The 13,743-nt window shown below is 67.3% G+C and carries 12 protein-coding genes and 3 pseudogenes; 6 read left to right on the forward strand and 9 right to left on the reverse strand.

What is annotated here, in order from left to right:
- The 4 genes and pseudogenes from DBR20_RS22840 to DBR20_RS08475 all read left to right on the forward strand — a co-directional run.
- Positions 1-374, forward strand: a pseudogene (locus DBR20_RS22840) (hypothetical protein); the annotation flags it as partial.
- Between the two features lie 218 nt (positions 375-592).
- Positions 593-847: a membrane protein insertion efficiency factor YidD gene (gene yidD, locus DBR20_RS08465; protein WP_100440597.1), complete on the forward strand. Its 255-nt coding sequence runs from the start codon at positions 593-595 to the stop codon at positions 845-847.
- 1 nt (position 848) lies between these two features.
- The gene (locus DBR20_RS08470) at positions 849-2,195 is read left to right on the forward strand and encodes a dihydroorotase (protein ID WP_108265868.1); all 1,347 of its coding nucleotides are present in this window, start codon (positions 849-851) and stop codon (positions 2,193-2,195) included.
- Entirely contained in the window at positions 2,195-3,043 is an 849-nt protein-coding gene (locus tag DBR20_RS08475) for a M23 family metallopeptidase (RefSeq protein WP_181393049.1), read from the forward strand. The genes DBR20_RS08470 and DBR20_RS08475 overlap by 1 nt, the downstream gene beginning before the upstream one ends.
- Before the next feature lie 123 nt (positions 3,044-3,166).
- Here DBR20_RS08475 and DBR20_RS08480 read toward each other — a convergent pair whose 3' ends face one another.
- The 5 genes from DBR20_RS08480 to efp form a co-directional block, all read right to left on the reverse strand.
- The gene (locus tag DBR20_RS08480; RefSeq protein ID WP_108265869.1) at positions 3,167-3,871 is read right to left on the reverse strand and encodes a phytoene/squalene synthase family protein; all 705 of its coding nucleotides are present in this window, start codon (positions 3,869-3,871) and stop codon (positions 3,167-3,169) included.
- Between the two features lie 11 nt (positions 3,872-3,882).
- Positions 3,883-4,578 carry a phosphoglycolate phosphatase gene (locus tag DBR20_RS08485; protein ID WP_108265870.1) on the reverse strand — a complete coding sequence of 232 codons (696 nt, stop codon included), beginning with the start codon at positions 4,576-4,578 and terminating at the stop codon, positions 3,883-3,885.
- The gene (gene ubiG, locus DBR20_RS08490; protein ID WP_033831579.1) at positions 4,575-5,291 is read right to left on the reverse strand and encodes a bifunctional 2-polyprenyl-6-hydroxyphenol methylase/3-demethylubiquinol 3-O-methyltransferase UbiG; all 717 of its coding nucleotides are present in this window, start codon (positions 5,289-5,291) and stop codon (positions 4,575-4,577) included. The genes DBR20_RS08485 and ubiG overlap by 4 nt, the downstream gene beginning before the upstream one ends.
- A 26-nt stretch (positions 5,292-5,317) precedes the next feature.
- On the reverse strand, positions 5,318-6,661 hold the full coding sequence (locus tag DBR20_RS08495) for a TRZ/ATZ family hydrolase (protein ID WP_089236234.1): 1,344 nt from the start codon (positions 6,659-6,661) through the stop codon (positions 5,318-5,320).
- Positions 6,662-6,880: 219 nt separating this feature from the next.
- Positions 6,881-7,447 (reverse strand): elongation factor P, encoded by a 567-nt coding sequence (gene efp, locus DBR20_RS08500; RefSeq protein ID WP_089236235.1) that lies wholly within the window; start codon positions 7,445-7,447, stop codon positions 6,881-6,883.
- A 97-nt stretch (positions 7,448-7,544) separates the two neighbouring features.
- Between efp and epmB the strand changes: the two genes are divergently transcribed.
- Entirely contained in the window at positions 7,545-8,585 is a 1,041-nt protein-coding gene (gene epmB / locus DBR20_RS08505; RefSeq protein WP_108265871.1) for an EF-P beta-lysylation protein EpmB, read from the forward strand.
- A gap of 69 nt (positions 8,586-8,654) precedes the next feature.
- Here the strand turns inward: epmB and DBR20_RS08510 are convergent, their stop codons facing one another.
- The 3 genes and pseudogenes from DBR20_RS08510 to DBR20_RS08525 all read right to left on the reverse strand — a co-directional run bounded on the left by DBR20_RS08510 (position 8,655) and on the right by DBR20_RS08525 (position 11,965).
- Positions 8,655-10,781: an EAL domain-containing protein gene (locus tag DBR20_RS08510; protein ID WP_108265872.1), complete on the reverse strand. Its 2,127-nt coding sequence runs from the start codon at positions 10,779-10,781 to the stop codon at positions 8,655-8,657.
- Positions 10,778-10,873 (reverse strand): annotated as a pseudogene (locus DBR20_RS23730) (metal-binding protein); the annotation flags it as partial. The gene DBR20_RS08510 and the pseudogene DBR20_RS23730, both read right to left, overlap by 4 nt.
- Positions 10,874-11,194: 321 nt before the next feature.
- Complete coding sequence (locus tag DBR20_RS08525) at positions 11,195-11,965, reverse strand: RNA methyltransferase (protein ID WP_108265873.1); 771 nt, start codon at positions 11,963-11,965, stop codon at positions 11,195-11,197.
- Between the two features lie 120 nt (positions 11,966-12,085).
- Here DBR20_RS08525 and DBR20_RS08530 point away from each other — a divergent pair, with 120 nt between their 5' ends.
- Positions 12,086-12,913, forward strand: a complete 828-nt coding sequence (locus tag DBR20_RS08530; RefSeq protein WP_089236240.1) for an inositol monophosphatase family protein — start codon at positions 12,086-12,088, stop codon at positions 12,911-12,913.
- A 738-nt stretch (positions 12,914-13,651) separates the two neighbouring features.
- Here the strand turns inward: DBR20_RS08530 and DBR20_RS22850 are convergent.
- Positions 13,652-13,743: pseudogene (locus DBR20_RS22850) on the reverse strand (protease HtpX); the annotation flags it as partial.

Genomic DNA, 13,743 nt, shown 5'->3' on the forward strand with positions numbered 1-13,743 from the left:
GTGCCGGCTTGGCAGCGGCCTTCTTCACCGGCGCAGCCTTGCTGGCAACCTTCTTCACCGCCGGTGCCTTCTTGCTGGCAGCGACAGGTTTGGCCTTGACCGGCGCAGCGGGTTTCTTCGCCACTGCCGGCTTGCCGGACTTGGCCGGCGCTTTCTTTGCGGTGGCCTTCCTGGCCGCCGGTTGTGAGGATGCCGCCTTGGTCACCGGCTTGCTGGCCGGCTTCTTGGCAACGGGCTTGGCCGCCAACTTCTTCACAACAGGCTTGGCGGTTTTCTTGGCGGCCTTGACGGCCTTCTTTGCAGTTTTTTTAGCAGCCACGAAACGCTCTTCCTTGGATTCCCCGGGGCCCGGGAAAGCGGGCCTTTATAGCCTACCCGACCCGCAGCAGCAACCTCGGGGGCCCGCTCCATTCAGTCCAGGAGTCAACGGGTCCAAGGCGCGGTCCGACGAACACGGACCGCATTGCGCGGTACGGAACCTGTCCGGCACCTGGAGGGGTGCCGATAGCGGTCGCAGGCCATCTACGACATGCGACCAACGGCCCATCCTGCACAAATGCGGCCTTCATGCCAACTGGCTTAAGATGACTGAGTGATCTCGCGCCTGCTCATTGCCCTGCTGCGCTTCTACAAGCGCTTCATCAGCCCCCTGCTCGGGCCTCGCTGCCGTTTCGTGCCGAGCTGCTCTGAATACGCCATGGACGCCATCTCCCGGCACGGCCCGCTGCGCGGCAGCTGGCTGGCCGCGCGACGGCTGGGCCGCTGCCATCCGTTCCATCCCGGCGGCTTCGATCCAGTGCCCGAATCTCCCGACGCCCCTTCTTGCCGTTGCACAGGAAAACACTGACATGTCCTCCACGCTCATCACCAACGCCCGCCTGGTCAACGAAGGTCGCACCTTCGAAGGCGACCTGCGCATCGAGAACGACCGCATTGCGCAGATCGGCAAAGGGTTGACCCCGCGTGATGGCGAAAAGGTGGTGGATGCGGCAGGGCGCTGGCTGCTGCCCGGGATGATCGACGACCAGGTGCACTTCCGCGAACCAGGCCTGACCCACAAGGGCGACATCGCCAGCGAGTCGGCCGCGGCCGTGGCCGGTGGCCTGACCAGCTTCATGGACATGCCCAACACCAACCCGCCGACGCTCGACTCGACCATTCTTGAAGCCAAGTACGAGCTGGCGCGCGGCCGTGCCTGGGCCAACTACGGCTTCTACCACGGCGCCAGCAACGACAACCTGGACGCCATCCGTGCGCTCGACCCGAAGAAGGCACCGGGCGTGAAGGTGTTCATGGGGGCGTCCACCGGCAACATGCTGGTCGACAACCCGGAAACCCTGGACGCGATCTTCCGCGAGTGCCCGACCCCGATCATCACGCACTGCGAAGACACGCCGATGATCGATGCCAACCTGAAGGCCTTCCAGGAAAAGTACGGCGACGCGCTGACCCCGGAGATGCACCCGGACATCCGTTCGCGCGAAGCCTGCATCAAGTCGACGCGGCTGGCCATGTCGCTGGCGCGCAAGCACGGCACCCGCCTGCACGTGCTGCACATCTCCACCGCCGACGAACTGGCACTGTTCGAGAAGGGCCCACTGATCCGTGCCGACGGCAGCCGCAAGCAGATCACCGCCGAGACCTGCGTGCACTTCCTGCACTTCGCCCGCCCGGACTACGCCACCAAGGGCAACCTGATCAAGTGCAATCCGGCTATCAAGGACGTGGCCGATCGCGAGGCGATCACCGCCGCGTTGGCTGACGACGTGCTGGATGTCCTGGCCACCGACCACGCCCCGCACACCTGGGAAGAAAAGCAGAAGCCCTATGCGCAGGCGCCGTCCGGCCTGCCTCTGGTGCAGTACGCGCTGGTCGCCGCGCTGGAACGCGTGCACGAAGGCAAGCTGACCCGCGAGCAGGTGGTGCAGAAATTCGCCCATGCTCCCGCCCAGCTGTTCGACGTGGAAGAGCGTGGCTTCCTGCGCGAAGGCTACTTCGCCGACCTGGTGCTGGTCGAAGACGTACCGTTCACGGTCAAGCGCGAGGACGTGCTGTCCAAGTGCGGCTGGTCGCCGTTCGAAGGCACTACCTTCCGTTCGCGCGTGGCCTCCACCTGGGTCAACGGCCAGCTGGTGTGGGACGGCAGCTCGCTGGTGGGCGAACCCGCCGGCCAGCGCATGACCTACGACCGCTGATGCGTTCGGCACTCATGTTCGGGGCGCTGCTGCTGGCAGCACCCCTGTTCTCCGCACCGGCGGCACAGGCGCAGGACGGCATCGGCGACCTGATCGACAGCCGCGTGGTGTTCCCGGCCAGCGCGTCGCAGGGCGCGCTGGTGATCGGCAAGGTTCCCGCCGGCAGCAGTGTTCGCTTTGCAGGCCGCGATCTGCGCGTGAGCAGCTACGGCAGCGTGGTGTTCGGCATCGGTCGCGATGAGAAGGGCCCGCTGCAGGTGCAGATCCGCCGACCGGATGGCAGCAGCGAGACGGCCACCATCACCGTGACCCCGCGCGACTGGCCCACCGAGCGGGTCAACGGCGTGCCGCCGAAGACGGTCAATCCGCCGCCGGCCATCGCCGAACGCATCAAGCGCGAACAGGCGCAGGTCACTGCCGCGCGTGCGCGCGACGACAACCGCACCGATTTCACCCAGACCTTCATCTGGCCGGTGCAGGGTCGCATCAGCGGCCGCTTCGGCAATGCGCGCGTCTACAACGGCCAGCCCGGTGCCGGTCACTCCGGCATGGACATCGCGGTGCCGACCGGCACCCCTGTGAAAGCACCGGCCGCCGGTATCGTCACCTTCGCAGGCCCGGATCTGTACCTGACCGGAGGCACCCTGCTGCTCGACCACGGCTTCGGCGTCAGTTCGAACTTCCTGCACCTGTCGCGCATCGACGTGAAGGTCGGTGATCGTGTCGAACAGGGCCAGGTGATTGCCGCCGTCGGCGCCACCGGCCGTGCCACCGGCCCGCATCTGCACTGGGGCATGAACTGGTTCGACACCCGCATCGACCCGCTGCTGGTGCTGGAACGGAAGTAGCGCGCGCAGGTTCGCCGCCGGGCATGGCCCGGCGCTACCGCGTGACGGATCGTTTATCGCGCATGGGCCGTGCGATGAATTGGTAGCGCCGGGCCATGCCCGGCGAGCGCAGCGGCCAGTCGTTCAGCCGCGCGCGGCCCACCATACACGCAGCAACGTGCGCACAGGGGTCGCTTCGACCGGCTTGCCGGCGGCCTGCGCCGCCAGACGGGCACGCGCCAGGCTTGACCATACGCGGCGTGCGCGCGGACCGGGCACACGCGTGCCCCACCCTTTCAGCAGCTGCTGCGCCCAACGCTGTGCTGCGTTGCCGGCATCCTCGTCCAGCAGGCTGCGCGGCACGCCGGCCACGCCAGCGTCCTGCAGCCGCTGGGCCAGGGTCTGCAGCAGCACCGCACGACCCGCACCCTTGCGCGGCGTGTCGGCAAACACCACGGCCTCGACCGCCGCCACCGCTTCGGCATAGTTGCCCAGCGCGCGCTCGGCACCGGCAGCGTCCAGGGCTACGGTGCGCGCCTCTACCAGATCCGGCAGGGCCTCAGCCAGCTGCGCCCACGGCGCCCGCACCGGCTCCAGCACGCGTCCCAGCGGATGCCGCGAACGCTGCGCGGCCCAGCTGCGCAGTTCCTCCCCCCACCATGCCAACTTGGCGTCCGCCGGCAGCGGGTCGCCACTGGTGTTGAGCATGTCGTCGAATTCCTGCAGCAGCGCGAACCATGCCAGCGCGACAGGGCGCTGCGGCTCGGCCACGAACGGCTCAGCCACCGACCATTCCGGCCAACGGCTGCGCCACTTGTCGAGGAAACTATCCAGCGCGGTACTGCTCACTACGTTGTTCCTTACGGCTGGGCCGGGGTCGCCGGCCGGGTCGGCCAGAGACTGGCCAGTTGCAGAAATCCAGCGCGCTCGACCAGCACATCGGCCTGCCAGGCCAACGGGTCATCGCTGTGCAGGCGGTAGCCCCACAGCGCCGCCACCGACGGCATGCCGGCGGCACGCGCGGCGATGATGTCGCGCTCATCGTCGCCGACATACACACAGTCTTCCGCTGCAATACCGATGGCCTGCGCGGCGTGCAGCAGCGGCAACGGATGCGGCTTGCGCTCGGCCAGGGTGTCACCGCCGACCAGCACCGCGCAGCGCTGCTGCCAGCCGTACTGCGGCACGATCAGCCGCGCGAGGTACTCAGGCTTGTTGGTGACGATGCCCCACACGGTACCGGCCGCGTCCAGCGCATCGAGCATGCCGACAACCCCGTCGAACAACACGGCGTGCTGGCCGATCGAGGCTTCGTAGCGCTGCAGGAACTCGGGAATCAGTGCATCGCGCTCGGCCGCTTCCAGCTCTGGAAACGCTGCCGACACCATCGCCCGTGAACCCTTGGACACCACCGGCCGCAACTGCGCCGGATCGATCGGTGCGCGACCGCGCTCGGCCAGCATTGCATCAAGCGTCGCGACGAAGTCCGGCGCACTGTCGAGCAACGTGCCGTCCAGGTCGAACAGCACCGCACGCGGGAACGCTGCGGCGGTCACGGCGCCTTGACCGCGTGGGCCAGGTAGTTGATGTCGGTGCGGCTGCTCAGGCGGGCGCGGTTGCGCCACGGTTCGTAGGCCATGCCGCTGACATCGGCCAGCTGCAGGTCGGCCTCGCGCAGCCAGCGCGCCAGCTCGGCCGGCTTGATGAATTCCTGGTAGTGGTGGGTGCCCTTGGGCAGCAGCCGCGCCACATACTCGGCACCGACAATGGCCACTGCAAAGGCTGCAGCCGTGCGGTTGATGGTGGACAGGAACAGATGGCCACCCGGCTTCAGCAGGCGCTTGCAGGCCTCGATGATCGCGCCCGGATCGGGCACGTGCTCGAGCATTTCCATGCAGGTCACCACATCGAAGCTGCCCGGCTGTTCGGCGGCCAGGTCCTCGGCGGCCTGTACCCGGTAGTCGACGCTGACACCACTTTCCAGTGCATGCAGGCGCGCGACCTTGACCAGCTCCGGCGCCAGGTCGATGGCGGTCACCTCGGCACCGGCCTGGGCCAGCGCTTCACTCAGCAGGCCGCCACCGCAACCGATGTCGAGCACGCGCGCACCACGTAGCGGCGCGCGGTCGGCAACGTACTGCAGGCGCACCGGATTCAGCGCGTGCAGCGGCTTCTGCGGGCCATCGGCGTCCCACCAGCGGTTGGCCAGCGCAGCGAACTTGTCCAGCTCGGCCTGATCGAAATTGGAAGAAGCGTGGGGGGCAGTCATGACGGTTGTCCTTGCGGCGCCTGTGCTCAGGCGCGGATATGACGGATGCGCTCGCGCCATTGGCGCGCGTTGGCGATGATGCCCGGCAGGTCCATGCCGACCAGCTCACGCTGCACCAGCTTGGGCTTGCCGGCGATCCAGACATCGCTGACCTGCTGGCGGCCGGTGGCGTACACCAGCTGCGACAGCACGTTGTGCAGCGGCTGGGTTTCCAGCGCAGACAGGTCGACGCAGACCAGGTCGGCCTGTTTGCCGACCTCGATCGAGCCGATGCGCTCGCCGAAGCCCAGCGCGCGGGCGCCACCCAGCGTGGACGCGCGCAACGTGGTCGCCGCGTCCAGCGCGGTGGCATCGTCGGCCACGGCCTTTGCCAGGATCGCCGCGGTGCGGTTCTCGCTGAACATGTCCAGGTCGTTGTTGCTGGCGCAGCCATCGGTACCGATGGCCAGGTTCACGCCGGCGCGCTGCAGGGCGCAGGCCGGGCAGAAACCGGAGGCCAGTTTCAGGTTCGATTCCGGGCAATGCACCACGCTGACGCCACGCTCGGCGCACAGGTGGATCTCGGCCTCGGTCAGCTGGGTCATGTGCACCGCGATCAGGCGGTCGTTGACCAGGCCGAGGCGATCCAGCCGCGCCAGCGGACGCTGGCCGTGCAGCTTGATCGAATCGGTGATTTCCTGCGCGGTTTCATGGGTATGCAGATGCACCTGCATGTCCAGCTGGTCGGACAGCATCCGCACGCGCTCGAAATTGGCATCGTTGACCGTGTACGGCGCATGCGGGGCGAACGCGGTGCCGATCAGCGGATCGGTGCGCCACTGGTCGTGCAGCTCACCGGCCTTGGCAAAGTACTCGTCGTCGGTCTTGGCCCAGGCGGTGGGAAAATCGATGATCACCGCGCCGACCAGCGCGCGGAAGCCGTGCTTCTTGTAGACGGCGGCCTGCACGTCACCGAAGAAATAATTCTCGTTGGCGCAGGTGGTGCCGCCACGCAGCATCTCGGCGATGGCAAGGGTGGTGCCATCAGCCACGAATTCGGGACCGATCACCGCCGCTTCCACCGGCCAGATGTGCTGCTGCAGCCAGGTCATCAGCGGCAGGTCGTCGGCGACGCCGCGCAGCAGGGTCATCGGGTTGTGCGTATGGGCATTGACCAGGCCCGGCATCAACGCGGCCTCGGGGCGGCTGACCACCTGGGTGGCGCGGAAACGCGCACGCGCTTCGGCACGCGGCAGGATGGCCACGATCTCGCTGCCACGCACGGCGACGGCATGGTCTTCCAGCACCACCGCATGCGGCTCGATCGGAACGACATAACCGGCTTCGATCAGCAGATCGCAGGCTTCGGGGAGGTGCGGGCTATCGCTCATGCGGGCTCACTGGCTATGGGGGAAGGACCGTACGTAGCCTTGGCTCCGACCTGGCGACTGATCACCGGTCAAACGGCTACCGCTGAGCTTCTGGAAGGCAAGCCCCTGAGTCAGGGGCGGCCGCGAAGCGGCGGGGTGTGGGTGCTGGTGAGCGGGGGCCCACGATCCGCATGGCGGATCGTGGGAGCGCCAGCGCGAATGCGCCGGCGCGTACCCGGATTACTTGACGCGCGAGGAATACTCGCCCGAACGGGTATCGACCTTGATGATTTCATCCTGGTTGACGAACAGCGGCACGCGCACCACGGCACCGGTTTCCAGGGTGGCCGGCTTGCCGCCACCGCCCGAGGTATCACCACGGACGCCCGGGTCGGTCTCGGTGATCTTCAGTTCGACGAAGTTCGGCGGCTGCACGAAGATCGGCGAGCCATTGAACAGGGTCACGATGCAGGACTCCTCGCCCTTCAGCCACTTCTCGGCGCCGCCCATGCCGGCCTTGTCGGCCTGCACCTGCTCGAAGGACTCCGGGTCCATGAAATGCCAGTACTCGCCGTCGCTGTACATGTAGTCCATGTTGGTATCGACCACATCGGCCACTTCCACGTCGTCGGTCGCCTTCATGGTCATTTCGACCGTGCGGCCCGACTTGATGAAGCGATAGCGCACGCGGGTGAAGGCCTGGCCCTTGCCCGGCTTGATGAACTCGGTCTCGGAGATGACGGCCGGTTCATTGTTGACCAGGATCTTCATCCCGTTCTTGACATCGTTCATGCCCGCAGTGGCCATGCTCAAGCTCCTCAAATGGCGAAACCGCCGCGCGTGCGGCGAGCCGGATAGAATGGAAAGCCCACCGGAACCCCGGCGGGCAACTGTTTATGTGTCCATGATAACCGCAGGCCCCCTCTCCATGCAGCTTTCCGCCTTCCCCCGGACCCAGTCGCCAGGCGCGCCCGCGCGCTGGCAGCAGCTGTGGCGGCAGGCCCTGCGCGACCCGCAGACGCTGCTGGCCCGGCTGGATCTGGATGCCGCGGCACTGGGTGTATCGGAGGCGGCAATCGCCAAGTTCGCGCTGCGCGTGCCGGAGGGTTTCGTCGCGCGCATGCGCCGTGGCGATGCCCACGATCCGCTGCTGCGGCAGGTGCTGCCGATCGACGCCGAGATGCGCCCGGCCCCCGGGTTCAGCTTCGATGCGGTGGGCGACGGTGCAGCAAAGAAGGCCACCGGGGTCATCCAGAAGTACCGCGGCCGCGCCCTGCTGGTGGCCACCGGCAGCTGCGCGATCAACTGCCGCTACTGTTTCCGCCGGCATTTCGACTATGGCGCCGAAAACGCCGCCAAGGGGGGATGGCAGGAGGCGGTGGACGCCATCGCCGCAGACCCGGACATCGATGAGGTGATCCTGTCCGGCGGCGACCCGTTGTCGCTGGCCACCCACAAGCTGGCCGAGCTGACCGATGCACTGCGCGGCATCGCCCATATCCGCCGGCTGCGCATCCATACCCGCCTGCCGATCGTGCTGCCCGAGCGCGTCGATGACGAGCTGCTGGCCTGGCTGGGCAGCCTGCCCTGGCCGCTGGCGATCGTGGTCCACGCCAACCACGCCAATGAATTCGACGCCAGCGTCGATACCGCGATGGCCCGCCTGCGCGGCGTCGGCGCCCAGCTGCTGAACCAGGCGGTGCTGCTGCGCGGGGTCAACGACAGCGTGCAGGCGCTGCAGGACCTGAGCGAGCGCAGCTTCGCCGCCGGCGTGCTGCCCTATTACCTGCACCAGTTGGATCGGGTCGAGGGCGTGGCCCACTTCGAAGTGGACGACGTTCAGGCCAAGGCCCTGATTGCCGGCCTCACTGCCCGGCTGTCCGGCTATCTGGTACCCAAGCTGGTCCGCGAACTGCCCGGCGATCCGAGCAAGCGCCCGGTGTAACAGTAGATCCACGCCATGCGTGGATGTTTCTGCCAGGAAAGCCCATCCACGCATGGCGTGGATCTACTCTCATGCGCCCGATTCGATCATCCGCACCACTTCGGTGGCAGTGACCGGGTGGCTCAACCGATAGCCCTGGCCCAGATCGCAGCCACGCTGGGCCAGCAGCTCGAACTGCGCCTCCTGCTCGATACCCTCGGCCACCACCGTGATGCCCAGTGCGTGGGCCATGGCGATGATCGCCGTAGTCAGGGCCAGATCGTCCGGGTCGCGCTGCATGTCGGCGACGAAGCTCTTGTCGATCTTGACCCCGTCCACCGGCACCTGCCGCAGGTGGCTGAGACCGGAGAAGCCGGTACCGAAGTCGTCCAGCCACACCTTCACCCCTGCCCGATGCAGGCGGTCCAGCAGCTGCGCGGCCAGCATCTCATCGCCGATCACCGCCGTCTCGGTCAGCTCCAGGTGCAGGCGCGAGGCCGGTAGACCCGACTCCTGCAGGCACTGCGCGACCAACGCCGGCAGCTCACCGCCGCGCAACTGCCGTGGCGACACATTGACCGAGACGAACAGCTCGTCGCCGGCCACGCCGCTGGGCCACTGCACGGCTTCCATGCAGGCGGCACGCAGCACCTTCGGGCCAATGATCTCGATCAGGCCACTCTGCTCGGCCACCTCGATGAACACCGAGGGCGGGATCGTGCCCAGCGTCGGGTGCTGCCAGCGCAGCAGCACTTCCACACCGACCATGCGGCGGTCGCGCATGCGGAAGATCGGCTGGTAGGCCAGCCGCAGCTCGCCGCGCTCCCAGGCACCGCGCAGCTCCTGCTCCATGTGCACGCGTCGTTCGACAGCGTGATCCATGGCCCGGCTGTAGTAGCGATAGCAGTTCTTGCCGGCCATCTTCGCCTGGTACATCGCGATGTCGCCGTTCTTCAGCAGCGTCGTCGCATCTGCAGCATCGTCGGGGAACAGGGTCACACCGATCGAGGTGCCCAGGAACAGTTCCCTGCCCTGCACCACCAGCGGCTTGCCCAGCTCGCGTACCAGCACCTCGGCCAGCAACCGCGCATTGGCCGCGACATCGCCATCCCCGACCAGGATCACGAATTCGTCGCCGCCGAACCGCGCCAGCAGGGCGTCGTCGCCGCCGGCCTCGGTCACTGCACGGCCGATGCGCTGGGCGAACTGCAGCAGCGCTTCGTCGCCGGCCTCATGGCCCAGCGTGTCGTTGACCCGCTTGAAATCATCGATATCGGCGAACAGCAGGCCCAACCGATGATTGGACGCACGTGCGGCCATCAACCGGTGGTCCAGCGCCTCGCGGAACGCCAACCGGTTGGTGAGGCCGGTCAACGCGTCGGTGTAGGCCATGCGCCGCACTTCGCGGTCGTGGCGGGCAATCGCATCACGCATGCGGGCAAACCCCCGCACCAGTTCACCCACCTCGTCGTCGCGGGTGTTTTCCCGCAGCGGCGCCTGGTAGTCGCCGGCTTCGATGCGCCGGGCAGCCACGGCCAGGTCGCGGATCGGCGCCACCAGCGTGCGCTGCACGTACAGGATCACCACCACGCCGATCACCACCAGCAGGCCCAGCATCAGCAGCAGCCAGCCCAGATGCCGGCTTCCCATCTGCTGCAGCCGCTCATCGAGGGTCGCGTTGGCCGCCTGCTCACGCTGCAGCACTTCATCCAGCGCCATGCCGACGCGGACACCACCGATGCGCTGATTGCCCATCCTGATCGGCATCGCGTTGTCGAGCACCGTGGGCGATTGCTGCACCACCAGCGACTGCGCGGCAACCGCCCCGGCCGCCAGCGGATCGGTCATCGGCCGTCCGGATCCGGGCACCCCGGCCGAGCCGTCGTGAACCAGCCGCCCGCGGTTGTCGAACACCAGTACATAGCGCACCACCGACTGCCGCGAAATGCTGCGCACCAGCGCCCCGACCTGGTCCAGATCGTTGTTGTGGAGAGGGCCGGCAAGCGCTTCGGACAGCTCGCGCACCATGGCCTCGCCACGGCTGCGCACGCTGCGGTCGAACAGTTCGTGGATGACGCCGTTGCTGAGCGACCTCACTTCGCCCTGCATCGCCGCCTGCCGTCCCAGCAGCACGGCCAGGATCGCCACCACCACCAGCATCGCCCCGCCCATCGCAAGCAGGAACCGGGCCTGCATTCCCGAGCCGAGCAACTTCATTCCACTTCCATCCGCACGCGCGTCGACCCTTGTTTCAATCCATCCAGCCACGGCTGCGCATGCGCATCGACGCGGCGGAAACCGGAAGCCCCCAACACTCTCTCAAACGCACTCTGCACCCGCCGATAACAGACGACACTCGGCAGCACGCCGGACGCGCGGCCGAACGCCGGCGGCGCCGGTCCGGCAACCGCACGGTCCACACTGCCGAGCGCATGATCCTGCGTCATCGCGAGTCGCCCCTCTCCGCTGCCCAACGCCCCCATCGCCGACCCGGCGCAGCACGCGCCGTCCCGGCCAGCAGGGCCAAGGCCAGGCTCAGCAGTTCCCCCTGCATTGCCCTACGCAGACCCGACACAAGCATCATCCCCCAAGGGTATCCGGACAGACTACCCGAAAAAACGGGGCCGTCGTCAGCTGTCCTTGCCGTTCTTCTGGGCCAGGCGCGCCATGCGCTGGGTATCGGCCAGGATGCCGCGCAGCAGGCGCACTTCCTGCTCGCTTGGCTCGTTGCGCAGGAACAGACGGCGCAGCTTGCGCATCGCCGACTCGGGCGCGCGCCCCTTGTGGAAATCGATCTCGTCCAGCGTCTCGCCGAGCTGGGCGAAGAAGCTCTCCATCTGATCGTGGCTGGCAGCCTGCTCGCGGCTGTCCGGCCCGGTCGCGGCCACGGGCTGTGCACCCAGCAGCTGCATGCGCACTTCATAGGCCAGCACCTGCACCGCGGCGGCCAGGTTGAGCGAGCTGAACTCAGGATCGGACGGAATGTGCACTGCGGCATGGCACAGCTGCAGTTCCTCGTTGGTCAGACCGGTACGCTCACGGCCGAACACCAGCGCCACCTCGGCGCCTTCGCCGGCCTTGGCCACTGCGCGGGCGGCGGCATCGGCCGGCAGGAACTCCTCCAGCTGGACCCGGCGCGCACGTGCGGTGCACCCCAGTACGAACCGGCAGTCGGCCACGGCTTCGGCGAGGGTGACCACCACGGGTGCGTCGCCGAGCACGTCCTCGGCACCGGCCGAGCGCCGGAAGGCCTCTTCATCAAGCGGCTTCTCCGGTGCTACCAGCACCAGGCGGGCCAGGCCCATGGTCTTCAGGGCACGGGCGGCGGCGCCCATGTTGCCGGGGTGTTGGGTCCCGACCAGGACGAATCGGAGGCGGGTGGCGGCAGGAAACTGGGACATGAACAGGGAAAATGTCGAGCTGGACGAAGACCAATGGTAAACTGTGCGGCCGGCCACTGCGCCGGACCCGCTCTTTTCCCCCGCCAGCCCTTCTCTTCTGCCCTTCCGGGAGCCCATGCCATGCAGAAACCCGCCGTAACCGTCATGGTCAAGGCCGCCCGCCTCGCCGGCAACGTCCTCTTGCGCAACATCAACAAGCTCGAGGCACTGAATGTAGTCCAGAAGGGCCGCATGGACTACGCCAGCGAAGTCGATGCGGACGCGGAAAAGGTGATCGTCAAGGAACTCAAGCGCGCTTACCCCGAGTACGGCATCTTCGGTGAAGAAGGTGGCGTGCAGAGCGAGCGTCGCCACATGTGGGTCATCGACCCGCTGGACGGCACCAGCAACTACCTGCGCGGCGTACCGCACTACTGCGTGTCGATCGCCCTGGTCGAGAACGGCGAGCCGACCGACGCGGTGATCTTCGACCCGCTGCGCAACGAGCTGTTCACTGCCAGCCGCGGCGCCGGCGCCGTACTCAACGACCGCCGCATCCGCGTTGCCGACCGCAAGGATCTGGAAGGCACCATGATCCACACCGGTTTTGCCCCGCGCGAGCGTGCACGCGCCAGTGCGCAGCTGAAGTCGGTGGACGCCCTGCTGGTGCACGCCGAGGACATCCGCCGCTCGGGTTCGGCCGCGCTGGACCTGGCCTACGTGGCCTGTGGCCGCGCCGATGCCTACTTCGAGGCCGGCGTGAAGGCCTGGGACATCGCCGCCGGCGTGCTGCTGGTGCGCGAAGCCGGTGGCAAGGTCTGCGACTTCAAGGGCGCGACCCCGGCACGCATGGACAACCGCGGCCCGGACACCCAGCAGATCGTGGCCGGCAACCTGAAGGTGGCCGAGTCGCTGCAGAAGGTGCTGGTCAATACCGGCTACGCTGCCGAGTTCGACGCGAAGTTCTGAATTTCCGCGTAAAGCGGTTCATGGAGACGGCACCTGCGAAGGTGCCGTTTTCGTTTGTGCGCCCGGAGATTCGTTTCCGCGACCGCGGAGGGTTGTCACTTTCTTTGCGCGCAAAGAAAGTAACCAAAGAAACGCTCCGCCAGCCACGAGCCGTCGCTACGCGCCGGTACCCTGCGCTTCTCGGCGAATCAGGGGACGGCGCCGAACTCGCTGCGCTCAGACACCGGCGCCTCTTCGCCCCTGATTCCCCTGCGATGCTCGGCTCGCTCAAGGCGGACTCAAGATCAAATGCCACAGCTGCACCAGTAGATCCACGCCATGCGTGGATGCTTTTGCCGTTGATCTTGACCTTCCAGTCCGCCTTCAAGCGAGCCGAGCACCGCAGGTCCGGCGAGGGCGGAGAGGTGCGGGTGTCTGAGCGCAGCGAGTTCCCGCACCGTCCCTCGACGGACCGAGGAGCACAGGGAACCGACGTGCGAAGCACGACGGCTCGCGGCCGGCGGCGTGTTTCTTTGGTTACTTTCTTGATGGCGCACGTCCCTGTGCGCCACCCTGCGGGCCGGCTGCGCCGTTCCGCGCTGCTCCTGCAGCGCGGTGCACGAGCAAAGAAAGTGACACCTCTCCGCAGGCGCGGAAAAGAGCCCGCCGGGCATGGCCCGGCGCCAGCAATGCCTCCCCGCAAACAAAAACGCCCGGCGCGAGGCCAGGCGTTCCTGCATCTCCATCGGAAGCCGGAGCTTACGCCGCGGTCGACGCCCGCAGCGCGGCAATACGCTCTTCCAGCGGCGGGTGGCTCATGAACAGCTTCTTCGCGGTCGAACCGGCAATAC

Source organism: Stenotrophomonas sp. HMWF023 (assembly GCF_003060985.1).
Taxonomy (GTDB): Bacteria; Pseudomonadota; Gammaproteobacteria; order Xanthomonadales; family Xanthomonadaceae; genus Stenotrophomonas; species Stenotrophomonas lactitubi.

What these genes read in the sequence shown, in the direction of transcription:
- DBR20_RS08470 (WP_108265868.1), top strand. Translation starts at nt 849, where the DNA reads ATGTCCTCCACGCTCATCACCAACGCCCGCCTGGTCAACGAAGGTCGC.
- DBR20_RS08475 (WP_181393049.1), top strand. Translation starts at nt 2,195, where the DNA reads ATGCGTTCGGCACTCATGTTCGGGGCGCTGCTGCTGGCAGCACCCCTG.
- ubiG (WP_033831579.1), bottom strand. Translation starts at nt 5,291, where the DNA reads ATGACTGCCCCCCACGCTTCTTCCAATTTCGATCAGGCCGAGCTGGAC.
- DBR20_RS08495 (WP_089236234.1), bottom strand. Translation starts at nt 6,661, where the DNA reads ATGAGCGATAGCCCGCACCTCCCCGAAGCCTGCGATCTGCTGATCGAA.
- efp (WP_089236235.1), bottom strand. Translation starts at nt 7,447, where the DNA reads ATGGCCACTGCGGGCATGAACGATGTCAAGAACGGGATGAAGATCCTG.
- epmB (WP_108265871.1), top strand. Translation starts at nt 7,545, where the DNA reads ATGATAACCGCAGGCCCCCTCTCCATGCAGCTTTCCGCCTTCCCCCGG.
- DBR20_RS08510 (WP_108265872.1), bottom strand. Translation starts at nt 10,781, where the DNA reads ATGAAGTTGCTCGGCTCGGGAATGCAGGCCCGGTTCCTGCTTGCGATG.
- DBR20_RS08525 (WP_108265873.1), bottom strand. Translation starts at nt 11,965, where the DNA reads ATGTCCCAGTTTCCTGCCGCCACCCGCCTCCGATTCGTCCTGGTCGGG.
- DBR20_RS08530 (WP_089236240.1), top strand. Translation starts at nt 12,086, where the DNA reads ATGCAGAAACCCGCCGTAACCGTCATGGTCAAGGCCGCCCGCCTCGCC.